Source organism: Nitrosococcus wardiae, assembly GCF_004421105.1.
GTDB classification, from domain to species: Bacteria; Pseudomonadota; Gammaproteobacteria; order Nitrosococcales; family Nitrosococcaceae; genus Nitrosococcus; species Nitrosococcus wardiae.
Genome location: NZ_CP038033.1, coordinates 2,732,210 through 2,753,738, shown reverse-complemented (window position 1 = coordinate 2,753,738; position 21,529 = coordinate 2,732,210). Strand labels below are relative to the sequence as shown.

Below are 21,529 nucleotides of genomic sequence, written 5' to 3'. Positions count from 1 at the left end.
GAATCCTTCCATACAGATAGGCCGGTGAAGAGGGTTCTTTCGACGCTACTGTAGCTTATCTTTAAATCGGTAGTTGTCAAGATAGTTACCGCCTGTTTCATGAGGTGGTGATTCCTAGTCTCCCCTTTGCATGGGCTACCATCATCGCCATGCAGGACCAGGGGCTGGTCTATACTGCTCAGCCAATAACCTTAGCTCAAGGAGCAAGTCGAGGTAGAAAAACAACCCCTTGACCGGCCCAGGGAACCAGCAGATATCCCCAGTCCACACCTCACAGGGGCAGCCGCGGCGGTGGGGCTAGCAACCATAGCGGCTAGTTACACTTTCGGTGGTGCTGTTCACCCGCCTGGCGCAGGATACGATAGTCATTGGACGGCGCGCTTCATCAACTGCTCTTTGCAAGAGGAGTCTGATCCAAGGTGAGATTTAAAGCCATTCGGCTCCAAACACTTTATCTAGTCCCTTTTTCTCTAAGCAGGGAAAGAAAATCGCTGATAATTGCGCTGATCGGCGTGCTACTCGGCGGATGCGCGAATTATGTCATCCCGCCGAAGGCACTGGAAGAGCAACGTCGAGTCTTTTTGCTGGATCATGGGCGGCATCCAAGCCTGGTGCTTAGCCGTGCGGATAGCCGCTTAGTGCGTTATGCCTATGGCGACTGGGATTATTACGCGCGGGGAAAAACCGGTTTCCTCCAGGGAGCCGCTGCTCTATTGAAGCCCACCACCGCCGCACTCGGGCGGCGGGAGCTGCCTGGTCCCCCTAGTGCACCGGCAATCCGGTACCAGGTCAAGGAGGGTATCGAAAGTATCCTGATGATTCTGGTAGAGGCCGATGCCGTTGAGCAATTACAAGCGGCATTAGAAGCTATCTATTCGGAAAACCTAAATTCCCTTATTTATAATGCGGATTATGATATGGAATTTGTCAAACATCCCCAACCCTATACATTGGGCCATAATTCCAACCAGGTTATGGCCAAGTGGCTGGAAGAATTGGGCTGTGAGGTTCGAGGATGGAACCTTTCCTCCCACTGGCGGTTGCAACGACCCGAAGCTCATAGGGCTCATCCAACCTGTGGATAAGAAACCCAAGGGCAATCTCATCAACAAGTTCTAGAACATCTAATGGCCGCTTAATTCTATACCTATCTCCACACTTTGAGAGTAATTTTCTAAGCCGCATCATGGCCAGAGTCTAGCGATTCCGGTATCTCATATTACGCCACCGGCGGTGGTACCACTCCCATCCGATCAATCCGAAGAGCAATGTCCAGGCGTTTACCACGACATCATCGTAAACAATACCAATGCCTCCAGGCAGCTTCTCGACAGCGCGGGCTGGGGGTGGTTTGAGGCTATCGAGCACGCGGCTTATGATGAAAACGCCCGCAAGCAGCGCCGGATGATAGCGCACCGGCAACGCTACCGTAGCCACGGGAAAAGTAAGCGCCTCATCGGCAACGATACGCGCCTTGTCGCTGCCTTGATACTCCCGTGCGCCGTATTCGCATATTGGAACGGCCAACGCTACGAGAACCACAGTTGTGAGTAGCTGCATCCAGGGGCGCAACCGATCCAGCGCCAAAGCGATAATGATCCCAAGGAGAGCGCCTGCTGTGCCAGGGAAATAGGAAATATACCCGAGGCCTAGGCCTATCGCTAAATAACCCATGAGGCCAGCAAGGGTGCTGCTGGGAATGGCGTGGATTGAAACGAAGAAGGCCAGACCGCAGGTGATGGTCACAGGCGCAATAGTCACCGCGAAGATTATCCACCTTCTGCTCGTACCTTTCATTATCTCCGCCAATGCCCCTTATTCACTAGCCGCGAACGAAGCGAGGAGTTCGGTGCAGTGCTGAGTTAGACATGGTTTGCTGTCGCGAATGTTGATGCGTAATTCATAGCCTCGTAAAGATGCTGTTGGCTTAACGGTTCATCAACTGCTTTCTGTAACCGGAGGCAAGAACAGAGAGGGTACCTGCCCGCTTTAGGAGAAGCTTTTTCACAGGCCCCCCCTTCTCTTTCACCGACTACATTCCTTCTCTCTGGTGTCCTTCGCTGCCTTCCGGTGCTCCGCGGTGGTGCTCTTTCATATGTTCCTTCATATGTTCCTTTTTATGTTCCATATGTTTCTCAGCGGCGGACTGCCATTCCTCCTGGGTTATGTGATCGTCATCATCCTTATCCATGCGCTCAAATTTCTTCTCCATGACCTCTTCAAATTCATCCTCGCCGATCCTGCCATCGCCATTGTTATCTAGCTTCTGGAACATCTTTTTATGCATCTCCTTGTGCATCTCCTCCTTCCCCGCTGTTCCCTCTTCTTCACTGGGTACATTGCCCCCCGGCACGGTAACCTGTGCAAAAGCGGGTATTAAAACCAGCGATAAGACCCCGCCAAGCAAGAGGGAATGACACATCATCTTGTATTTCGCAACCATCCTGAAGTTCCTCCTTTCAGTTTTTCATCGATAGAAGTCACACCAAGCATGTCTTCCTTCTAATCAAAGGGTAGAGACTTCTTCCCACATCACAAGGGGAAAGGGTATAGCGAATTACCCCTATTGCGGAACGGCAATAGGGCTCACAGGGGGGGCTATCGGAAGTGTGGCCAGAAAAGCAGTGTGCCCTCTCCGGCCCGAATGAGTGGGTGAGTGGCTTCCCAGAATTAACGCCTGAAAGCTCCGTCTTCAAATAAATGCATTAAAGGCCTCTTTCGGTCGTCTTATTCCACATTTAATGGCATCAACCCTGATGAACTTAATTATTATAGAAGCGAGGGAAACGACAAAAAGTACGTAGAAATACGCATTCTTATTCTAGGGTTATTAGGCTTTACTTAACTTTACGTTCTAAATGCATAAAAAGTTGCCAAATCCCTGTTAAGTACAGGCGGCCCTATCACAACAAGCGCTTTCGCCATTAAGGGAGGCTGTGATGTCATTAGAGAGGCATGCCGTGAACGGCCTCTCCCACACGCTCTACCGTCTAGCTGTGGCTTGCAATAGCCCCCGCGCACGCTCACCTCCCTTCCCGCCCAAGAGACGGCTTTTAATCCCTTAAATAAAACTTCACCTTAACGCGGAGGTGTTCCATGAGCGGGTCCTATTTAAAACCCATCCCCGGCCTTACCCCGTACCGGCAAGGCTTTGCCGATGCCCCGGATGCTGCGAGCCCACCGGTCACCATTTTTATTGTCAGTGGCGATCGGGGGATGCACCAGACGCTCCGCCAAATCAGTGAATCCACGGGCGCCCCCTGTTCCGCCTATACTACGGCTGAAGCGTTTCTAGCGGATTTTGACCCCACCCTCCCGGCTTGTCTGCTGCTCGATATCCACGCCCCCCATATGGGCGGCTTAATGCTGCAGCAACAACTCCAGCATCGGGGTAGCCGGATTCCGCTGCTCTTCGTCTCGGCAGAGGCGACGGTGCCTGAGGCCGTTCAAGCCATCCAGGCAGGGGCCATGGACTTTATTATCCAGCCCTTGAAAGGTGCGGGATTGGTCAAAACGCGCCTGAAAACCTGTCTCGCCCAAGCCCGGCAAAACCAAATCGAACGACAAAAAGAGGCAGAAATCGCCGCTCGGCTAGCCCGGTTAACCCCGCGTGAACAGCAGATCATAGAGGGAGTGGTCGCGGGTAAACAGAATAAGCAGATGGCCTTTGAGTGGAATATCAGCATCAAAACCGTGCAAATCCACCGAGCTCGGGTGATGAAAAAACTCCAGGTTAGAAACCGTGCCGAACTCATTAATCTTGTGCTCTCCCTGAGAAAAAGGACCCAAGAAGTAGCCCGGAGGAGAGGGGGTCGCGCCTCTCTGGAATAGTGATGGAGTCCCTTCTTCCGGCACAAGCCCTCTGGCGGTTATGGGAGGTTTCCCTTGCCGTCTTTTTTTTGGCCTGTCGGCGCTTGATATTTAGCCTGGAGCAGGCTTGCAAGCGACAAAATTCAAGGGTAGATCTTGAGAGTTTCCTGGCGCGGCCACAGGAAACGAGCGCTAGGAGTCAATGTCCTGTCTACTAGCGGGGTAGTAAGTGAATTGGAACCTCAAGGTTTTGTGGGCGATCGATATATTCGATACCTTGCGGCACTTCGCCACGAAGGGCGGACTTAGGCATGGGGAGTTGGATGTTTTGGTAATCTAGATCACCCCCTTCCGTCTTCTGATGCGGGCACGAATCGAAGCGAATTATTCGCTCGGGTATGACCACGGGTTTGCTCGGATACCTAATCCACTTCAGAACAAGCCAAAGCTTCCCTTCGTAAGCTATTCCATCGCAGGTCGCAATCTTGCCATCGCTTAAACTCACTGAACACGTGAATATATACATTTTTTATACTCCTCCTTGAATAGGTATCCTATCGACCCCCCCGCTTCTATTCTTGAATTAACAACCCCCTCCTTCCCGCAGGCCCATGAGCCGGATATTGAGGATAGCCCGCTTGACAACCTTCTCTTCAACTTTTCACTTCAAAAAGATCTAGTATGTCATGTTAACAATGAACGACAGAAAAGTTTACGTGGGCAAAGTCATCAACTTGGGCGAACCCACAGAAACGAATGGAATGGATCAGGATATATCGATTATGCCGCTCGATACTGCGAAAGAATCTCCGCAAGAAGTTATTTTTCCGGTGGAATATATCTGCGGCTTTGCTTAGGGTTGCCTTATGCTATGGCAGGATAAGCCCTTATTTCTATTTTGATTGGGGATAACCCAGAGGGAACTTTATAGTAAACAGGGTCCCCTGGCTTAACTCCGATTCGAGCGAAACCCCCGCATCTAGTAGATCGCAAAGCCGCTTCACAATGGTAAGACCAATGCCTTCGCCTGCGTATGAATAGGGAGAAGAGGGTTGGCAATCCAGATCGGAGTCAGGCTCATTCAACTCCTGGGCCATAGGTGAGCCAAGCACACTTTGGAGACCAAGCCCCGTGTCGCTGATGCACATGACCCATCGCTGCGCCTCTACTTTCCACGACAGCCGAATCTCACCTTGTGAAGTATGCTCTAACGCATTGAGCAAGAGATTTTGAGCAATACGCCGAACCTTCTCTGGATCGGTCTGCACAAAAACTTCCTTGGGACCCTCGGTACTTAACTTTAATCCCTTTTCAGCGGCTACAGGATGGTATTCTGCGGCAAGGGATTCGAGCACATCCACGATGTTGACCGAAAGCAGTTTCGCTGGGTCTGCACCTGACTCCAGTCGGGATAGATCGAGGAGCGAGTTGAGCATTTCTTTTACTGAATCTACACTCCGGCTGAGGACCTCTAGCACTTCCGTAAAGGATTTATTGGGCTCTTGAGAGAGCTTGAGAACGGCTGAGGCGCTTTCAATCGCTGACAATCCACCCCGTATGTCGTGTACCGCCTCTCGGAGGAGTTGCCCGCGAACCTGCGTCAACTGGTCAAATTGCGTTTTTACGATCTCTAAATCCCTTGCCAGCGCCGCCGCCTCTGCTCGGCGAAGCGCGTCAAAACGCTGCACGCTATAGCCCGTCGCTTCGATGATGAATGCGGCAACCCGGTCTAAAGCTTTGGCTCTCTCAGCGGGGGCTTGCGGGTAGTGTGCTTCAAAGAAGGCTTCCGTCATTGCTACGAGCACCCGATTCAAGTGGCCCCAATCGCGAATCAGCTCTTCGAGACTAAATCCCTGTTTCCAACGCTCATGCCCATGTTTGGCCACCTCGCGCTTTATCGTCTCCGAGGATGCTTCATTGCTCCCACAGCTTAATACCCGGCACAACCCCTCAATGGCGAGGGGAATATTGTTGTGAAATTCTGTACGGGTAAGTTTGCTGACCACTCCCAATGCATCATCGGCTTCGCACGCATGCACCCAGCGCTCGACGAGGGCCTCCTGCTGGTCACTCAGATAATTGGCAAGTTCAGATAGGGGATTATTCATGTCAAAAGGCGCAGCACTTATCCATCGCCATTATCTCCTCTGAAAAGGCGGGGGGCAAGAATGGATTGGCCAAGACGGGCGAAGCCCCATCAGCGTGGAATAAAAGAATTGAGATTACCTTTTAATCACCCAGTACAGACAGGGATGCACTGGAGTAGCTTCGAGCGGCTGACCGCCCAGCAGGATGTCTTCGTACAAGTTTCATTTGCAGAGATGGCGATGACATCTTCCGTTCGTAGGGGGCGATTGATTAGAATAGCCAAACAGCCTTGTTCTACCTACACCGGGAATCATGAGCTAGCCTGCACGCTGCTGTAAGACCAATAGTAAGACCCAGGCAAAATTAAAGATGTTTACTTATTATTAATCAACAACTTGTTACCAATTAATGGCGGAGGGCCAGGGATTCGAACCCTGGAGGGACTTTCGCCCCTGCTGGTTTTCAAGACCAGTGCCTTCAACCACTCGGCCAGCCCTCCGATAACTTGACTTATGTTTAAAGATAACTAAAAGATACCAGAGAAGCCAAACTATTGCTATTTTCAAGAAAACTAGTAAGCTTAGAACTAAACCGCTAAACGGTTGTCATAGTTGACGAAACTCCTAATTTAAAGGTAAGGATGATCCAACCATCAAGGGGGTCAGAATAGATGAGTTACAATGATCAAGCAGTTTCACGCGCAGCACCTTCGGCACTTGCCACAAATAAGCTTCTGCGCAACACCTATACCCTCCTCGCTGCGACGCTCGTTTTTAGCGCCGTCACTGCGGGGATTGCCATGGCAACCAATGCCCCCCCAGTGCATTGGGTAATTACCTTGGTAGGTTACTTCGGTTTATTATTTCTAACCAATGCCCTGCGTAACAGCGTTTGGGGCTTGGCCGCCATTTTTGCCCTGACTGGCTTTATGGGCTACACCCTGGGACCCATTCTTAACTTCTATATGGGCCTACCCAATGGCCATGAAACAGTCATGCTGGCTTTAGGAGGGACTGGCGCTATCTTCTTCGGCCTCTCCGGCTATGCCCTGGCAACCCGCAAGGATTTTAGCTTTATTGGCGGTTTCCTGATGGTAGGCATTTTAGTGGCCTTTCTGGCGGGATTGGCGGCTATGCTCTTCCAAATCCCCGCCTTATCCTTGGCCGTCTCAGCCATGTTCATCCTGTTAATGTCAGGCTTTATCTTGTTCCAAACCAGCCTGCTCGTTAATGGGGGGGAAACCAACTATATCATGGCTACGGTAAGCCTGTATGTCGCGATATACAACTTGTTCTTGAGTCTGTTGCAACTGTTAGGCATCTTTGGTGGCGATGAATAATCGTCCCTTCTAACAGGCCATTCATAGATAGAAAAGGCCCCGGAAAATCCGGGGCCTTTTTAGTTTGGGGGGCTTATTTCATCAGGAGAGCTTAATTTCCCCTTCCGTGTCCATTTTAAGCTCGATGCCTTCCACTTTCACTGTAGCGTGGGCTTTAAGGGTTTCGTCTCCTTGCAAACGCCCACTGTCGAGGGCGCGTCCCTTACGGCCTTTTCTATTTCCCGTTGTGCTGTCACCCCCAAAGTTTTGAGGAACTTGCGCACCGACATGTTGAACTGTTCTTCATCCATTCTCGCCCCTCACTCGGCTCGGCTAAAGCGGTTAAACGCTGAAACTCTCTCCACAGCCACAGGAGGCAACCACATTGGGATTCTGAAATTTAAAGCTTTCGTTCAAACCCTCGCGCCGATAATCCAACTCAGTACCGTCAATAAACCCCAAGCTTTGCTTATCAACTACGATCTTAATCCCGTCATGGTCGAAGACGGTATCCTCCGGTTCTACCTGCTCCGCAAAACCGAGAACATAAGCAAACCCCGAGCAGCCGCTCTTTTTTACCCCCACCCGCAGTCCTTCTACATTCGCCTGCTGGGAGAGAACTTTCTTAATCTGTTTTAGTGCCGAATTTGTGACTGTAATTGCCATTTCTCGCCCTCTCCTTAATCAATCAATATGCACACAACAACATCCGTTGCAGTTGTTCTATTTGACTTTTTAGCACAGCAACCAGTTCATCTATTTGGTCCAAATTATTCCCTGCCCCAAAGCTGACCCGAATCGCTCCTTGTGCCAGCTCTGGCGCAATACCCATGGCCAATAACACATGGCTAGGCTGATGGCTGCCGCTGCCGCAGGCCGAGCCACTAGAGACTCCAATCCCGGCCTTATCCAAGGCCATCAGCAAAGTCTCTCCTTCAATTCCAGGAGCCGCAAAAAATACAGTGTTGGGCAAGCGTTCAGCCTTTTCTCCAAAAATGACAACCTCCGGTAGTTGCCGCAAGGCTTGCTCCAGATATTCCCGCCACTGGGACCATGCTTGGGCCCGATGATGCAGTTCCGCGCTCACAAGCTCGGCGGCCTTTCCAAACCCCACGATAGCAGCCACATTCTCGGTACCGCTACGCCGTCCCTTCTCTTGGCCACCTCCTTGCAGGAGCGGAGCAAGGTCTAAACTACTATCCACAACCAATGCGCCAATCCCTTTAGGCCCCCCCATCTTGTGGGCGGAAAGACTCATGAGATGGACGCCGCTGCGGCGAAAGTCAAGGGGTAATTTCCCTACTACCTGAACCGCATCGGTATGAAATATACACCCTTGCTCTCGAATACCTTTGCTCAAGGCAGGGATATCCTGCAAAACACCGGTTTCATTACTGGCCCACATTACAGAAACCAACCGGGTATCGGGGCGGAGTGCGCTCTCTAAGGTGGAAGGAGTCACCCGCCCTTGGGAGTCCACCTCAATTTCAGTCACCGTAAGGCCTTGGGCCCGCAAGGACAAAGCCGGTTCCCGGAGCGAGGGGTGCTCTACCGCGCTGATGGCAAGATGCCCCTGGGGACGGGGGCCCATAACCCCAAACACCGCCAAGTTATTGGCTTCAGTGCCCCCACTGGTAAAAACCACCTGAGAAGGTGCCGCCTGAACCAAGGCGGCCACCTGGGCACGGGCTTGCTCTATGGCCTCTCGGGCGATGCGGCCATAACGATGTACGCTGGAAGGGTTGCCCTGCTGCGCTCGAAGGTAAGGAAGCATGGCTTCCAACACCCGTTCATCGAGGGGTGCTCCCGCGTTGTGGTCAAAGTAAATTGCCATACCAGCTTCATCCTTAAGGAAGCTTAATTTGTATCAACGACGACGACAGGTACAGCCCGGTCACCACTGCCTACCGAGCCTGCCTTAGCGGCATTATCCAGCCGGGCCGAAATTTCCTGAATGTCGCGGCGCTGAACCAATTCACCCAGGGTAATACGGGAAAGAAATTCATAGATCTGCCGGCTGAGATCTTCCCACAACTCATGGGTCAGGCAGCGTTGATCCCCCTGGCAGTTTTTTAATCCTCGGCAGCGCGTGGCATCCACACTCTCATCAACCGCACTGATCACATCAATTACGCTGATCTTTTCCGCCTCACGACTTAAGCGGTAGCCCCCCCCTGGACCACGGGCACTGTCGACCAACTCTTTTTTGCGCAAACGGGCGAAGAGTTGTTCTAGGTAAGAGAGAGAAATCCCTTGCCGACGGGAAATATCCGCTAAGGTGATCGGCCCCTGTTCATAATGTAGCGCCAAATCCAGCATCGCGGTTACCGCGTAACGACCTTTGGTTGTCAGCCGCATGTCATCCGCCTCATTAAATTAAGCGTTATCGGGTTCAACCAACCAAAGAGTTACATAACTGACCATATTAGTCAACTATTTGGCCGCCGCCGACTTGCCCTTATCCACTTGCTGTGCTGATTCCTCCTCATTGCCGCTTGCAGATAATTCACAAGCCTCCAGATCAGGTAACTGCTCCTCAGGGAGTTTTCCCCCCAGGCGCTGTATCTCGGCGGCCATTTGCTCAATGCGGTCGTCTAAACGCTGGATATGCTCAATCAGGCCATGAATCGCCCGCTCGATGGGATCAGGAGTATCCTGGGGCGCCCCATAGGCATCAAATCCAATGCGTTTAGCCATCGCCCGGCGCTTGGCCTCCTCTCTGCGCTGCTCCTTTGGTCGGGCCACATGCCCTGGTACCCCCACAATAGTGGCATTCTCCGGGACATTTTTGACCACCACTGAATTAGAGCCTATCCGGGCTCCACTGCCGATATATATAGGTCCGAGAACCTTGGCACCAGCCCCCACCACCACATTATTTCCCAAGGTAGGGTGCCGCTTACCCTTTTCCCAACTGGTTCCCCCCAAGGTCACTCCATGGTAGAGGGTACAGTCATCGCCGATTTCCGCCGTTTCACCAATGACCACCCCCATCCCGTGGTCAATAAAAAAGCGCCGCCCGAGCTGGGCCGCTGGATGGATCTCGATCCCGGTCAACCAACGGCTTAAAGTAGAAATGGCTCGCGCCGGCCATCTCGCTCCTAAATTCCACAGCCGGTGACTCAACCGATGCCATAAAATGGCGTGGAAGCCGGGATAAGTGGTGACCACTTCAAAGACATTGCGTGCCGCAGGATCCCGCTCGAACACACAATTGATTTCTTCTCGCAAACGTTCAAACATATTTCCCTAATCAATAGGCCTATAACATTAAATCAATGACAACCTATTATTGTTTCATAATTATGGTGTTATAACCCTTTTGCTTTATCCTGGGCAGCCGTCAAAATCCCGCGCAAGATATTCACTTCACGGATCTCAAGATGAGCACGAAAAAACAAGCGGCGTAAGCGGCGCATCAGAAGCTTAGGGTTACTTGGATTAAGAAATCCGATCTCTATCAAGGTTTGTTCCAGATGTTGAAAAAAGCCTTCCACTTCATCTACGGACGCCGGGTGCGATTCTGTGGAGCGTCGGGAAGGGAGAGAAGTCCCTGCCATAGCAGCCATCCGAACTTCGTAGGCCATCACCTGCACCGCCGCCGCCAAGTTAAGAGAGCTATATGCTGGATTACTTGGAATATGGACCCAATAATTACAATAATCGAGCTCCACATTGGAAAGTCCCGAATGTTCTCGGCCAAACACTATCGCCACCTCCCCCTCCAGGGATTCCTGGACAGCCAGGGCACCGCAAGCACGGGCATCTAGCGCTGGCCAGGAAATATTTCGAGGCCGGGCGCTCAACCCAAACACCGTTCGGCAACCAGCTATTGCTTGGGGTAAGTTGGTGCAAATTTCCGCCTGGGCCAATAATTCATCTGCACCGGAGGCCCGCGCCGTCGCCTCAGCACAGGGAAAACGCGCTGGATTCACTAAGTATAGCCGGGATAATCCCATAGTGTGCATAGCCCGCGCTGCCGCCCCAATATTGCCGGGATGAGTGGTCCCCACCAATATAATACGCACCTTCGCCAATGACATGGGTTAGCGCGCTCCCGCCCCAGTAACCAACATGGCATCGCCATAACTGAAAAAGCGATAACCCTCCTTGACCGCATGACGATAAGCGGCCAACACCTGGTCACGGCCGGCAAAAGCGCAGACCAACATCAGCAGTGTTGTCTCTGGCAGGTGAAAATTGGTGATCAAGGCATCCACAGTGTGGAACCGATAACCAGGAAAGATAAAAATCTCTGTCTCCCCCTGGTAAGGGGCGAGTGTTCCTCCCACCGCGGCGCTTTCCAGCGCCCGCACCGTCGTCGTCCCTACGGCTACCACCCGTCCCCCTTGCCGTTGCGTCTCCCGTACCTGAACACAGACCTGCTCCGGCACCTCTACATATTCGGCATGCATCCGATGCTCTGTGATATTTTCAACCCGTACCGGCTGAAAAGTCCCTGCGCCTACGTGGAGGGTAACATAGCCTAACCCCACCCCTTGGGCCTGCAACTGTTCTAATAACGGCCTATTAAAGTGCAAGCCGGCCGTCGGTGCCGCAACAGCACCTGGACGGGCGGCATAAACGGTTTGATATCGCTCTCTGTCAATGGGCTTTGTCTCCCGGTGAATATAGGGGGGTAAAGGCATTCGGCCTACCGCTTCAAGGAGTTGCAGCAGGGGGCGGGGGTCCTGAAAGCGCAATTCAAACAAATCCGCAACCCGCTCCCCGACTTCCACCTCCACTGACTGCTCCAACACCAGCCGGCGCCCTGGCCGAGGGGGTTTACTCGCCCGCACATGGGCCAGAGCCCGGTGCTGATCCAGAAGCCGCTCGATGAGCACTTCCACCTTACCCCCGCTATCCTTAACCCCCAGGAGCCGGGCCGGTATCACCTTGGTATCATTGAACACTAACAAGTCTCCCTCCGATAGCAAGGTGGGAAGCTCAGCAAACCACCGATCCCCGAGGGCGCCGCAAGCGCCATCTAAAAATAACAAGCGGCTTTCTCCACGCCGCTCAGGGGGATACTGAGCAATCAAGCGCTCGGGGAGGTCATAGGAAAAATCACTTAGCTGCATAACCCTAAATTTTAGCATTATCAGCCAAAATTCTGGTTTGCCTCTTCTCGAACGTCAAAATTCCGATATAATGGGGGGGCAATGCCGAGGTGGCGAAATTGGTAGACGCGCCAGACTCAAAATCTGGTGGTGGCAACACCGTGCGAGTTCGAGTCTCGCCCTCGGCACCAACACATGCCATATTTAAAGAGTTTCCGCGTGTCTTGGGTCTTTTAGAGTCTGCAGATTCTCGGACATACTGACCATGTCCGTTTATTGCCCCTCTATCTAACGGGGGTAGAGAGTTGTTGGACTGCACGGCTCATTAACTGCTCTCTGGGATCGGAGGCAAAGAAGAGGGTATCTATCAGCTTAGAAAAGGCTTTTCCACAGACACCCCCTTCTCTCTTTCCTGCTATTATTCTTCCCTCTAGTATTCCCCGCAGCCTCCCTGTGCTCCGCGGTGATGTTATTTCTTATCTTTCTTCATGAGTTCCTTAGCGGCGGCCTGCCACTCCTCCTGAGTTACAAAGCCGTCATCATCCTTGTCCTTGCGCTTAAACTTTTCCTTCTTGGCCTCTTCAAATTCATCCTTGCTGAGCTTCCCATTACCATCTTTATCCAGCTTTTGGAACAAATTTTTGTGCATTTCCTGCTTTTCTGTTGCCCCTCCTTCTTTACCACCTATGATCCTATGCGGTATGACAGTCTGCGCAAAGGCGGGTATTAAAACCAGTGAGAAAACCCCTCCAAGCAAGAGGGAAGAGCTCATTACCTTGTATTTCGCAAGCATCCTGAAGTTCCTCCTTTCAGTCATCCATCTACAGAAATCACACAAGCATGCCTTCCTTCTAAATTAAAGGGTAGAAACTTCTCCACACATCACAAGGTGAAAGGACATAGCGGATTACCCCTCTTACGGAACGGCAATAGGACTCAGTTGCACCGAATTACTCAAGGTGCGCCTTAAGGCATGTCTCGCCCAAGCCCTGAAAAGCCAGGGCGAGCAAAAAAAGGAAGCAGAAATCGCCGCCCGCTTTGTGCGTGAGAACGGCAGATCATGGAAGAAGTGGTCGCAGGGAAACAGAATAAGCAGATGAGTTTTCAAAGCTCAGCCGATAAATGCATGACGCGGCTCCGATACTCCAGCCGGTTCTTCCCCCTTGAGGGCGGCCAACATGGTATCAGCATCGGAGGCCTCGAAAGGATCGGTGGGGCAGTTATCAGATAAGCCAGGCTCCACGAACAATTTTTCAATCTTGCCATCATTCACTAGCATCGAGTAACGCCAGGAACGCAGACCAAAGCCCAGGTTGCTCTTATCCACCAACATCCCCATCTTGCGTGTAAACTCGCCATTGCCATCAGGCAACATTTTGACGTTCTTCGCCCCTACATGCTTGCTCCATTGAAACATGACAAAGGCATCGTTCACTGAAAGACAATAAATTTCGTCCACGCCCAAAGCCTTAAACTCGTCGTAAAGTTCTTCATAACGCGGCAGGTGGTTGGATGAACAGATTGGGGTGAAGGCCCCAGGCAGGGAGAAGACAATGACCTTCTTCCCAGCAAAGATTTCCTCGCTGGTGGTGTCCTGCCAGCGATAGGGATTGGGATCTTTAACCGATTCATCCCGGACACGGGTTTTGAATATGGCATGAGGAACGTGTTCAATGACGGGCATGTTCTATTCTCCTTATAGGGTGTCAAATTTTCCTATCACCGACAAAACTACTGTGTTCAGAGTAGTAAAATCACTCAGCTGCAACTGTTTCAGTTTCCGCGGTTTTGGTTTGTTGGTATTCGATGCGATCAACAATCAAAAAAGCATCCATGGTTTCAAGTCTGACCTGGGTGCCTATCGTAAGATTCTTGCTATATTTATCCTTAATAGCCTCCAGATTAATAGGATACACAGTCCCTGTAACCCTCACTTCAGACCCTTCCCTCACGGAGATCCCTCTTTCAATCAAATTGGCCGGTATTACCACAACTATCTCATCATTGAAAAATCCACCACTTTCAAGAATAAAGGTGCGTGGAGTATGGGGAACAATACCGTCTTTTACTTTTCCCGGTACAGTGACAATTTGGCCGTAATAGCGAGCCTCTTTGTCCAGAAGTGCTTCTACATTCTCCACCGCCTGCGGCTCTATATTCCCTCCTTGGCTAGTCATCTGCGTAAAGCCTAGGGCAGAAAAGGCCAAGAGCAGAACAGTTGCTATCACTGCCTGAGTCCGTCTCACTATGCGATTTATTAATTCAGCCATACTTTTCTCCCCCTCTAATAATTATTGCAGGCCAATATCGCTTCAGTCTTTAATCAACTACAACTGAATTTTGTGAGTTTACGGCTTTCATTACCGTTACTTTTTTAATCAAGTAAAGCAGTGCAGGTAGGTTTGTCAAGCTATTCGTAAACAACTCCAGGACACACTCTTCCTCTTCCCACTCGAAAATAAAAAGGCTAATATCACCCCATAGCTTTAATACAACCCCGGGGGCTACTGGGATTGGTCGGCACTCTGTTGGTTAATTGCTTTTTTTTCGGTCTCAATCCACTGCTCGACATTGCACTCTAGGATATCTAAGGGAATGGAACCACTGCTAAGCACTAGATCATGGAAGGCGCGAATATCAAAGTCTTTGCCAAGTTTTTCCAGGGCCTCCTGGCGTAGCGCCTGGATTTTAAGCTCGCCAATTTTATAAGCTAGGGCTTGGCCTGGCCAGGCAATGTAGCGATCGATCTCATTGATAATGTCATGCTCTGTCTTGGCCGAATTTTCCTTAAAAAAATCAATGGCCTGCTTCCGAGTCCAACCCTTGGCATGTATTCCAGTGTCCACCACTAACCGGATTGCCCGCCACATCTCATAGGTCAACTGGCCAAATTTAGAATAGGGATCCTGATAGATTCCCAGTTCTTCACCGAGGCTTTCCGCGTATAACCCCCAGCCTTCCGAAAAGGCCGTAAAACCAGAAAAACGCCGGAAGTTCGGCAGCTCTCCCAATTCCTGCTGGAGAGCGATCTGAAGATGATGGCCGGGCACCGCCTCGTGCAGGGTAAGCACTTCCATTTCATATTTTGGGCGCACCTCCGGCTTGTAGAGATTAACGTAATAATAGCCAGCCCGGCTGCCGTCGGCGGCCGGCTGTTGATAATAGCCGGTAGGCAGATCCGGTGCAGAGGAACGGGGGATCGGCTTCACCCCATAGGGTATGCGGGGCAACTTACCGAAAAGATTAACCAATTCAGGATCAATCTTTTTCGCGATGGCCCGATAGCCTGCCAACAATGCATCCGACTCTTGGTAATAAAATTGGGGATCGGTACGCAAAAAATGAAGGAAGGCCTCGAAATCGCCCTCAAACTCCAGCTCTCTGATGAGCTGATCCATTTCATTCCGAATCCGGGCAACCTCCTGAAGACCAATTTGATGAATCTCCTCCGGCGTCAACGAGGTGGTTGTGAATTGGCGAGCCCGATAAGCATAAAACGCGTTACCATCCGGTAGCCCATGAGCGCCTACAACTTCACGGCAATTCGGCAAATACTGCTGATTGAAGAATACTTGAAACTGGCGGTAGGCAGGAACAACGACGTTGGCAATGGCCTGTTCTGCCTCTTGCCGTAGCTCGGCTTGAGTGGTCGCCGAAATGCCTTCCGGCATCTTTCTGAAAACCTGGTAGAAGGGGCTTTTTGTTGGTTCAGTAACGACCTGGTGGGCAATCTGATCCGGAATCCGTTCCATGATGATCTTTGGCGGGACACGCTCCTCCGCCAACCCCCTCTTCATGAGTGCCATGGTCTCCTCAACAACCCGGTCAATTTGATTGAGCCGCACAATCCAATCGCGGAAATCCTGCTCTCTCTGGAAACGTAAGCGCTCGGCCACTTGGTGTAGAGTCTGAACGCCCCCTTGTTGATCGAGGGGCATGAGAAAAGCCCGGTACTGAAAACCCTCAATCTTCGTTTTCAGCTGCTGCTCAAAAAGAGCATAGTTGAGCTTTTCTTTTTTGGGCAATACCGCCCGGTTAATGTCGTAAAGTTGCGCTAGGGCTTTTTGATCTGCTTCGTGACTGGCACGAATGGCTTCCAGGGAATGCTCGCCCCACTCATCATTGTAACGGCGATCCCCCAGGGAAGAGGCAAATACAGGGTTTTCCCGCAGGTAGCGTTCCCATTCGTCTTGGAAAAGCTGGCGCAGCCGTTTGGTAACCTGGACCGATGCTTCCCCATTGATATTAGCCTCATCTGAGGCGATGGCCTCACGGCTAGTATCTGGCTGGCAGACTAACAGCAGAACCGCCAAAGCGGTAAGAAAAATAGCTTTGAAGCCCATTTTAGTCTTAATAAATTATCCCAATAAACGACGAAACCACTTCAAGGCGCTTGCAGAGTAAGGGGGGTATTTAAAACTAGGATCAAACCAGGTACCACTATGGAGCACGCTCTTGCGGTTACTAAATGTGACAAACCCATCATAGCCATGATAACGCCCTTGTCCAGATTGATTAATTCCACCAAAAGGCAAGTCGGGATTGCTCAGGTGAACCATGGCATTGTTGGTGGCGCCTCCACCAAACTGGAAACGATTTAAGTAAAAATCTTGGCTTTCTTTTTCACCGGTAAAAAGATAAAAAGAAAGGGGATAAGGATTCTTTCTAATAATATCTAACGCTTCCGATCTGCTTTGATAGGTGATTATAGGTAAAATAGGGCCGAAAATTTCCTCTTGCATGACGGGCTGTGACAAGTCTGTCACTTGCAACAGGGTAGGAGCAATATAGCGCTCTTCCAAACTGTGTTGTCCGCCATATAAGACTTTGCCCTGTTCCAGATAGCTTACCAAGGTCTTCCAACGCCCCTCATTTACAATTCGAGCAAGGTGCTGACTAGGCTGAGAAGGATCGCCATAGAATGTTAATAAAGTCTCCTTTAGGATTTTGATAAAGGGATCAACCACCGTTTTATCTAAGAGAAGATAATCGGGAGCGACACAGGTCTGCCCGCTATTAAAAAACTTACCCCAAAGCAAGCGCTTGGCTGCCACCCCAAAAGCCGCAGAAGGCTCTACAATGGCTGGACTTTTCCCCCCGAGTTCCAAGGTGGTGGAAATCAGATGACGGCCCGCTTGTTCCGCAATCATAGATCCCACACGGGATGAGCCGGTGAAAAAGATATGATCAAAGGGATAATTCTCAATTAATTCTGGAACGACTTTACCACCCTCTCCTTCCACCACAGTGAGGTATTCTGGTGGAAAATGGTTGCTGATTAAATTTTTTATTAAGGCTGAAGTGTGGGGAGTGAGTTCCGAAGGTTTAATCACCACGCAGTTACCAGCGGTCATGGCAGCCACGACGGGGGCTAAGGTTAATTGAAAAGGATAATTCCAGGGACCAATGACCAGAACGACTCCCTTAGGTTCAGAATATACGCGGCTTTTACTCGGTTGAAGTGCCAGGGGGGTAGATACTTTCTCTGGTCTCATCCACCTGCGGAGATATTTAAGAGTATGATGAATTTCCTGGTATAAAAAAGCAATTTCACTGGCATAGGTCTCCACCACCGGCTTACCAAAGTCAGCCGCTAGCGCCTGAGTGATTTTTTTTTCATGCCCAGAAATTATCCGATGCAATTTTTGTAGTTGCTGCCTACGAAACTCCTCATCGCGGGTATTGCCATCGGCAAAAAAGGACCGCATTTTGTCTCTGCCAGGGAATAAAAAGTCAGGATCAGCCACTTTTAAACCAATTTCATAAATGTTGTTAAAACATTAATTAGCGTAGCAGCTTTGCTTTTGCAATTATAGGTAAGCTGAAAATAGCCAAAAGAAGCCATCCCGCAACCGGACCGGGATAGAGCGCTGGTCCAAATCCTCCAACCGCAGGATCTGCGCGTCTTTCCAAGCATCATCAAGATAATGATTGACAGTTGCCGCTAGCGCGGTATCGAATAATTCCACTCCCACTTCGAAATTCAGCCTCAAACTGCGCGGGTCCAGATTTGCTGAGCCAGCCAGCACATAGTCATCATCCACCATAAAAAGCTTACTATGGGCAAATGGCGGAGGCTTAAGGCCAACACGCACCCCCCACTGCAATAACTCCCACAATGAGTGCTGAGTGGCCCAATCCACATAACGCAGGTTAGATCGCTGCGGGAGCAAAACTTCTACCCTGATACCGCGAACAGCCGCACCCTGGAGGGCACCCATCAATTCACGATGGGGGAGAAAATAAGGCGTCATAATGCGAATCCGCTGGCGCGCCCCGCCGACTAAGCCCATGAGAGTCATGGCTAATCGATCTAAGCTCTCGTCTGGACCGTCTTCAATGACCCGCGCGCGCGCATTACCCCGTTCTTCCCCTTTACCGATCCTGGCGGCGAGCACTTCACGGGTAGCGGCGTACCAGTCGCGGGCAAAAGCTTCGGCTAAACTAACCGCCGCAGGGCCGTACAGTTCAAAATGCACATCCTTATGAGGATTATCAATCCGTGGGGCTGCGACAAAATGGCGATCATCAATATTCAGTCCGCCAAAAAAGGCATAGTCCGTATCGATAACCGCGATTTTGCGATGATTGCGCAGGTTGATATGAAGTGATGGTGGCAGCAGTCGCAGTGGCAGAAACTCAACATATCGAACTCCCATATCCTGTAGCCGCCGCCGCAAACTGTGCAGTGAATACCAAGCCCCCACACCATCTACCAATACACGCGTGTCCACTCCCCGTTTCACGGCATTTATAAGAGCAGCGGCAATCTCCATACCAATACCATTGCCAGAGAAAATATAACTGGAAATCCAAACCCGTGCCTGGGCGGATTTGATAGCCTCGATCAACCGCGGATAGAAAGCATCGCCGTTCTCGAGAAAAGTAACCTTATTCCCCCCTATCAGAGGGGTTACCGTCGTGCGCCAGCCCACATGGGCTAGCGGATGATCATCACTCTTCGGTGGCAGTTCTTGCGGCAGAAAGACCTCACCCCGCTCATAACCAAAATAGGGCAAGGTGGACTTCCATCCTGTAACTTCCCTCGCACTATGATGAATACGGTTAACACCGAAAAAAAAATAGAGTAAGGGACCTGCGATGGGAAATAAAATCGAAACACTGATCCAGCCGAGCGCGGCGCGATGGTCCCGTTTGAATAATAAAGCATGGACAACCGCAAACGGCGCAGCAATAAAATGAAAAAAAAGAACTATCAACCCGCCGAGCATATAGGGGCAAGATTATCGTATTTTTAATGCGCCATCGGTGGAAATAATTTTTATTTTTAAAAACTTACCACTTGGGGATTAAAAAAGAGAAATTTCAAGTCTGTGCTGCACCATAGAGCCTGGCATAGAGACCGTCATTACGAATCAACTCGTCATGGTGACCTTCTTCAATAATGCGACCCCCATCAAAGACATAGACCCGCTCTGCCTGTTTCACAGCACTGAGACGGTGGGCAATAATAATTGTAGTCCGTCCAGCAAGGAATTTCCCCAATTCCTGATGTAACTTACCCTCAGTCTCTGTATCCAAGGCCGAGGTGGCTTCATCCAAAATCACCACCTTAGGATCGGCCAAGATCATCCGGGCAACAGCTAAGCGCTGGCGTTGACCACCAGAGAGCCTGACCCCTTGGCGTCCGACCATGGTATCCAATCCCTGGTCCATTCCTGCCACTATCTCGCGCAATTGGGCCATTTCCAGGGCCTGCCAAAGAAGCTCATCGGGCATCTCCCGAGCTAGGGTAATATTAGCCCGCACAGTATCGTTAAATAAGGCGGGATATTGCAACACAGTAGCCACATTCTCCCGCACCACATCGAGACCGATCTCGGTAACCGGCACGCCATCGAAAAGCAAAGTGCCAAATTGGGGAGGATATAACCCTAATAGCACTTGGACCAAAGTCGTTTTGCCGCCGCCACTGGCCCCTACTAAGGCGACCTTCTCCCCTGCCTGGATATCTAAGCTGACGTGATCCAATACCCGGGGACCATTACCATAAGCAAAACATACATCTCGCAGAGATACACTGGTGGTAAGCTTGCCAATAAAAGGATTCTGACGATGGGGATAATGGGGCTCTTTCTTTAAGGCGGGCAATCGATTGAGACGCATTAGGGCTCCCTTTGCACTGGCGAGGGAGTATTGAATGTTAAGCACCTCTTGCACGGGCCCCATCATGAACCATAGATAGCCAAATACGGCAAACATTTGCCCAATGGTTAAATCAGAAAACACGACCATGAGCATCGCGGTGGCTCGAAATATCTCAAAACCGCAGAGAAACACCAAAAAGGATAACCGATTAGCTGTCTCGCTTTTCCATGCATAGGCAACGGAGTGATTCCGTACCCTCTGGGCTAAATCCATAAGACGTTGGACATAATGCCGTTCCCGATTGGCAGCCCGAACCTGCTGGATAGCATCTAAAGTCTCAGTGAGGGCACCCTGAAAAATTTCATAAGCTGTATTTTCTTTGTGCTTCAGATGTTTGACCTGCTTTCCCAAAACCATCGTGAAATAAATCACGAGAGGATTCATCAATAGAATCAATAATCCAAGCTGCCAATTTACCCAAAGCAGAACTGCCGCTACGCCAATGATCGTCAGCACGGCCACAATAAACTTGCTGATGGTGATACCCACAAACTGATCTACAGTATCTAGGTCAGTTACAAAGTGAGAGGCCACAGCACCGCTACCCAATGTTTCATATTCAGCCATAGAAACCCACCTAAGGCGGGCCAGCAGGTCTTTGCGCAGGCGATAAGTGATGTCCTTGGCAATATGGATGAACTGACGCATCTGCCACACCGCTAATAACATCGATCCTAGGCGCAGCAGCAAAGTTAATGCCAATACCGCTAGTACGTAGAAAATTGGCCCCTGCCAAGTTGACGGAAAAAGAGCATTAATAGTCGATACGATAATCCCAGATTGCTCCAATAATACTTCATCAACCAAAAGGGGCATGAGCATGGGTATGGGGACACTCATAAGCGCAGCTAGTATAGCAATCAGCTGGGCAGAGAGCAGCTTACGGCGGTGCTCCAGTGCCATTCCTAATATATATTTCCAGCTATAGGTATTCTCTGAGGATTGGGCTGGTAATGGCGCCACCGGAGACTTAAGGCCATTATTTACTGCTTGATTCATTTCGAAAAAATTCTAGTAAAAAAGAAAACCTATCGACCCCATGGGAGCGGATAAATTCACCCCCTGGCAGGAGTTTGAGAGCGAT

General features: G+C 50.6%; 24 protein-coding genes and 2 tRNA genes. 6 read left to right on the top strand and 20 right to left on the bottom strand.

All coding sequences use genetic code 11. The annotated features are described in order from the left end of the window. Positions 1 to 419: 419 nt before the first annotated feature. Positions 420 to 1,085, top strand: a complete 666-nt coding sequence (locus tag E3U44_RS13110; protein ID WP_134358604.1) for a hypothetical protein — start codon at positions 420 to 422, stop codon at positions 1,083 to 1,085. Positions 1,086 to 1,197: 112 nt separating this feature from the next. Here the strand turns inward: E3U44_RS13110 and E3U44_RS13105 are convergent, their stop codons facing one another. Next, positions 1,198 to 1,761 (bottom strand): phosphatidylglycerophosphatase A family protein, encoded by a 564-nt coding sequence (locus E3U44_RS13105; protein WP_166805080.1) that lies wholly within the window; start codon positions 1,759 to 1,761, stop codon positions 1,198 to 1,200. Positions 1,762 to 2,032: 271 nt separating this feature from the next. After that, the gene (locus E3U44_RS13100) at positions 2,033 to 2,443 is read right to left on the bottom strand and encodes an EF-hand domain-containing protein (protein ID WP_134358602.1); all 411 of its coding nucleotides are present in this window, start codon (positions 2,441 to 2,443) and stop codon (positions 2,033 to 2,035) included. A gap of 653 nt (positions 2,444 to 3,096) precedes the next feature. Here E3U44_RS13100 and E3U44_RS13095 point away from each other — a divergent pair. After that, positions 3,097 to 3,831: a response regulator transcription factor gene (locus E3U44_RS13095; protein WP_134358601.1), complete on the top strand. Its 735-nt coding sequence runs from the start codon at positions 3,097 to 3,099 to the stop codon at positions 3,829 to 3,831. Between the two features lie 193 nt (positions 3,832 to 4,024). On the opposite strand, the gene E3U44_RS13090 is transcribed toward E3U44_RS13095, so the two are convergent. After that, positions 4,025 to 4,336: a hypothetical protein gene (locus E3U44_RS13090; RefSeq protein ID WP_134358600.1), complete on the bottom strand. Its 312-nt coding sequence runs from the start codon at positions 4,334 to 4,336 to the stop codon at positions 4,025 to 4,027. A gap of 190 nt (positions 4,337 to 4,526) precedes the next feature. Here E3U44_RS13090 and E3U44_RS19360 point away from each other — a divergent pair, with 190 nt between their 5' ends. Further along, positions 4,527 to 4,667 carry a hypothetical protein gene (locus E3U44_RS19360; protein ID WP_166804969.1) on the top strand — a complete coding sequence of 47 codons (141 nt, stop codon included), beginning with the start codon at positions 4,527 to 4,529 and terminating at the stop codon, positions 4,665 to 4,667. Positions 4,668 to 4,703: 36 nt separating this feature from the next. Here the strand turns inward: E3U44_RS19360 and E3U44_RS13085 are convergent, their stop codons facing one another. After that, positions 4,704 to 5,918 (bottom strand): sensor histidine kinase, encoded by a 1,215-nt coding sequence (locus tag E3U44_RS13085; RefSeq protein WP_134358599.1) that lies wholly within the window; start codon positions 5,916 to 5,918, stop codon positions 4,704 to 4,706. A gap of 60 nt (positions 5,919 to 5,978) precedes the next feature. On the opposite strand from E3U44_RS13085, the gene E3U44_RS13080 reads away from it, so the two are divergent. After that, entirely contained in the window at positions 5,979 to 6,236 is a 258-nt protein-coding gene (locus E3U44_RS13080; RefSeq protein WP_134358598.1) for a hypothetical protein, read from the top strand. A 71-nt stretch (positions 6,237 to 6,307) separates the two neighbouring features. Here E3U44_RS13080 and E3U44_RS13075 read toward each other — a convergent pair. Continuing rightward, positions 6,308 to 6,397 (bottom strand) — tRNA-Ser (locus E3U44_RS13075). A 171-nt stretch (positions 6,398 to 6,568) separates the two neighbouring features. On the opposite strand from E3U44_RS13075, the gene E3U44_RS13070 reads away from it, so the two are divergent. Beyond that, positions 6,569 to 7,237: a Bax inhibitor-1/YccA family protein gene (locus tag E3U44_RS13070; protein WP_134358597.1), complete on the top strand. Its 669-nt coding sequence runs from the start codon at positions 6,569 to 6,571 to the stop codon at positions 7,235 to 7,237. Positions 7,238 to 7,318: 81 nt separating this feature from the next. Here E3U44_RS13070 and E3U44_RS20695 read toward each other — a convergent pair whose 3' ends face one another. The 8 genes from E3U44_RS20695 to queA form a co-directional block, all read right to left on the bottom strand. Then, positions 7,319 to 7,414, bottom strand: coding sequence for a DUF6494 family protein (locus tag E3U44_RS20695; RefSeq protein ID WP_420812593.1), 96 nt, complete (start codon positions 7,412 to 7,414; stop codon positions 7,319 to 7,321). Beyond that, complete coding sequence (locus E3U44_RS13065) at positions 7,375 to 7,527, bottom strand: DUF6494 family protein (protein WP_206054792.1); 153 nt, start codon at positions 7,525 to 7,527, stop codon at positions 7,375 to 7,377. The genes E3U44_RS20695 and E3U44_RS13065 overlap by 40 nt, the downstream gene beginning before the upstream one ends. A gap of 31 nt (positions 7,528 to 7,558) precedes the next feature. Further along, positions 7,559 to 7,882: a HesB/IscA family protein gene (locus E3U44_RS13060; RefSeq protein ID WP_134358596.1), complete on the bottom strand. Its 324-nt coding sequence runs from the start codon at positions 7,880 to 7,882 to the stop codon at positions 7,559 to 7,561. Positions 7,883 to 7,904: 22 nt separating this feature from the next. Beyond that, a complete protein-coding gene (locus E3U44_RS13055; protein WP_134358595.1) occupies positions 7,905 to 9,050 on the bottom strand; it encodes a cysteine desulfurase family protein in 1,146 nt (381 codons plus the stop codon). Between the two features lie 23 nt (positions 9,051 to 9,073). Continuing rightward, positions 9,074 to 9,574 (bottom strand): Fe-S cluster assembly transcriptional regulator IscR, encoded by a 501-nt coding sequence (gene iscR / locus E3U44_RS13050; protein ID WP_134358594.1) that lies wholly within the window; start codon positions 9,572 to 9,574, stop codon positions 9,074 to 9,076. Positions 9,575 to 9,649: 75 nt separating this feature from the next. Beyond that, on the bottom strand, positions 9,650 to 10,459 hold the full coding sequence (gene cysE, locus E3U44_RS13045; protein WP_134358593.1) for a serine O-acetyltransferase: 810 nt from the start codon (positions 10,457 to 10,459) through the stop codon (positions 9,650 to 9,652). Between the two features lie 68 nt (positions 10,460 to 10,527). Next, positions 10,528 to 11,259, bottom strand: coding sequence for an RNA methyltransferase (locus E3U44_RS13040; RefSeq protein ID WP_134358592.1), 732 nt, complete (start codon positions 11,257 to 11,259; stop codon positions 10,528 to 10,530). A gap of 3 nt (positions 11,260 to 11,262) precedes the next feature. Further along, positions 11,263 to 12,297: a tRNA preQ1(34) S-adenosylmethionine ribosyltransferase-isomerase QueA gene (queA, locus tag E3U44_RS13035; RefSeq protein ID WP_134358591.1), complete on the bottom strand. Its 1,035-nt coding sequence runs from the start codon at positions 12,295 to 12,297 to the stop codon at positions 11,263 to 11,265. 83 nt (positions 12,298 to 12,380) lie between these two features. Between queA and E3U44_RS13030 the strand changes: the two genes are divergently transcribed. Continuing rightward, a tRNA-Leu gene (locus E3U44_RS13030) sits at positions 12,381 to 12,467 on the top strand. A 278-nt stretch (positions 12,468 to 12,745) separates the two neighbouring features. On the opposite strand, the gene E3U44_RS13025 is transcribed toward E3U44_RS13030, so the two are convergent. From E3U44_RS13025 to E3U44_RS12995, 7 genes are all read right to left on the bottom strand, one after another. Next, positions 12,746 to 13,069 carry an EF-hand domain-containing protein gene (locus E3U44_RS13025; protein ID WP_134358590.1) on the bottom strand — a complete coding sequence of 108 codons (324 nt, stop codon included), beginning with the start codon at positions 13,067 to 13,069 and terminating at the stop codon, positions 12,746 to 12,748. A 318-nt stretch (positions 13,070 to 13,387) separates the two neighbouring features. After that, entirely contained in the window at positions 13,388 to 13,960 is a 573-nt protein-coding gene (locus E3U44_RS13020; RefSeq protein WP_134358589.1) for a peroxiredoxin, read from the bottom strand. Positions 13,961 to 14,030: 70 nt separating this feature from the next. Further along, on the bottom strand, positions 14,031 to 14,546 hold the full coding sequence (locus tag E3U44_RS13015) for a hypothetical protein (RefSeq protein WP_134358588.1): 516 nt from the start codon (positions 14,544 to 14,546) through the stop codon (positions 14,031 to 14,033). A gap of 234 nt (positions 14,547 to 14,780) precedes the next feature. Further along, the gene (locus E3U44_RS13010; protein ID WP_134358587.1) at positions 14,781 to 16,619 is read right to left on the bottom strand and encodes a DUF885 domain-containing protein; all 1,839 of its coding nucleotides are present in this window, start codon (positions 16,617 to 16,619) and stop codon (positions 14,781 to 14,783) included. A 15-nt stretch (positions 16,620 to 16,634) separates the two neighbouring features. Then, complete coding sequence (locus E3U44_RS13005) at positions 16,635 to 17,984, bottom strand: aldehyde dehydrogenase family protein (RefSeq protein WP_134358586.1); 1,350 nt, start codon at positions 17,982 to 17,984, stop codon at positions 16,635 to 16,637. A gap of 102 nt (positions 17,985 to 18,086) precedes the next feature. Further along, positions 18,087 to 19,496, bottom strand: coding sequence for a phospholipase D-like domain-containing protein (locus E3U44_RS13000; protein ID WP_240761463.1), 1,410 nt, complete (start codon positions 19,494 to 19,496; stop codon positions 18,087 to 18,089). 106 nt (positions 19,497 to 19,602) lie between these two features. Further along, positions 19,603 to 21,444: an ABC transporter ATP-binding protein gene (locus tag E3U44_RS12995; protein WP_206054790.1), complete on the bottom strand. Its 1,842-nt coding sequence runs from the start codon at positions 21,442 to 21,444 to the stop codon at positions 19,603 to 19,605. Between the last annotated feature and the right edge of the window lie 85 nt (positions 21,445 to 21,529).

Bases quoted from the DNA above. Each gene is read 5' to 3' on its own strand.
- E3U44_RS13100 (WP_134358602.1), bottom strand. From the start codon at position 2,443: ATGGTTGCGAAATACAAGATGATGTGTCATTCCCTCTTGCTTGGCGGG.
- E3U44_RS13095 (WP_134358601.1), top strand. From the start codon at position 3,097: ATGAGCGGGTCCTATTTAAAACCCATCCCCGGCCTTACCCCGTACCGG.
- E3U44_RS13090 (WP_134358600.1), bottom strand. From the start codon at position 4,336: ATGTATATATTCACGTGTTCAGTGAGTTTAAGCGATGGCAAGATTGCG.
- E3U44_RS13085 (WP_134358599.1), bottom strand. From the start codon at position 5,918: ATGAATAATCCCCTATCTGAACTTGCCAATTATCTGAGTGACCAGCAG.
- E3U44_RS13080 (WP_134358598.1), top strand. From the start codon at position 5,979: ATGGATTGGCCAAGACGGGCGAAGCCCCATCAGCGTGGAATAAAAGAA.
- E3U44_RS13070 (WP_134358597.1), top strand. From the start codon at position 6,569: ATGAGTTACAATGATCAAGCAGTTTCACGCGCAGCACCTTCGGCACTT.
- E3U44_RS13065 (WP_206054792.1), bottom strand. From the start codon at position 7,527: ATGGATGAAGAACAGTTCAACATGTCGGTGCGCAAGTTCCTCAAAACT.
- E3U44_RS13060 (WP_134358596.1), bottom strand. From the start codon at position 7,882: ATGGCAATTACAGTCACAAATTCGGCACTAAAACAGATTAAGAAAGTT.
- E3U44_RS13055 (WP_134358595.1), bottom strand. From the start codon at position 9,050: ATGGCAATTTACTTTGACCACAACGCGGGAGCACCCCTCGATGAACGG.
- iscR (WP_134358594.1), bottom strand. From the start codon at position 9,574: ATGCGGCTGACAACCAAAGGTCGTTACGCGGTAACCGCGATGCTGGAT.
- cysE (WP_134358593.1), bottom strand. From the start codon at position 10,459: ATGTTTGAACGTTTGCGAGAAGAAATCAATTGTGTGTTCGAGCGGGAT.
- E3U44_RS13040 (WP_134358592.1), bottom strand. From the start codon at position 11,259: ATGTCATTGGCGAAGGTGCGTATTATATTGGTGGGGACCACTCATCCC.
- queA (WP_134358591.1), bottom strand. From the start codon at position 12,297: ATGCAGCTAAGTGATTTTTCCTATGACCTCCCCGAGCGCTTGATTGCT.
- E3U44_RS13025 (WP_134358590.1), bottom strand. From the start codon at position 13,069: ATGCTTGCGAAATACAAGGTAATGAGCTCTTCCCTCTTGCTTGGAGGG.
- E3U44_RS13020 (WP_134358589.1), bottom strand. From the start codon at position 13,960: ATGCCCGTCATTGAACACGTTCCTCATGCCATATTCAAAACCCGTGTC.
- E3U44_RS13015 (WP_134358588.1), bottom strand. From the start codon at position 14,546: ATGGCTGAATTAATAAATCGCATAGTGAGACGGACTCAGGCAGTGATA.
- E3U44_RS13010 (WP_134358587.1), bottom strand. From the start codon at position 16,619: ATGGGCTTCAAAGCTATTTTTCTTACCGCTTTGGCGGTTCTGCTGTTA.
- E3U44_RS13005 (WP_134358586.1), bottom strand. From the start codon at position 17,984: ATGCGGTCCTTTTTTGCCGATGGCAATACCCGCGATGAGGAGTTTCGT.
- E3U44_RS12995 (WP_206054790.1), bottom strand. From the start codon at position 21,444: ATGAATCAAGCAGTAAATAATGGCCTTAAGTCTCCGGTGGCGCCATTA.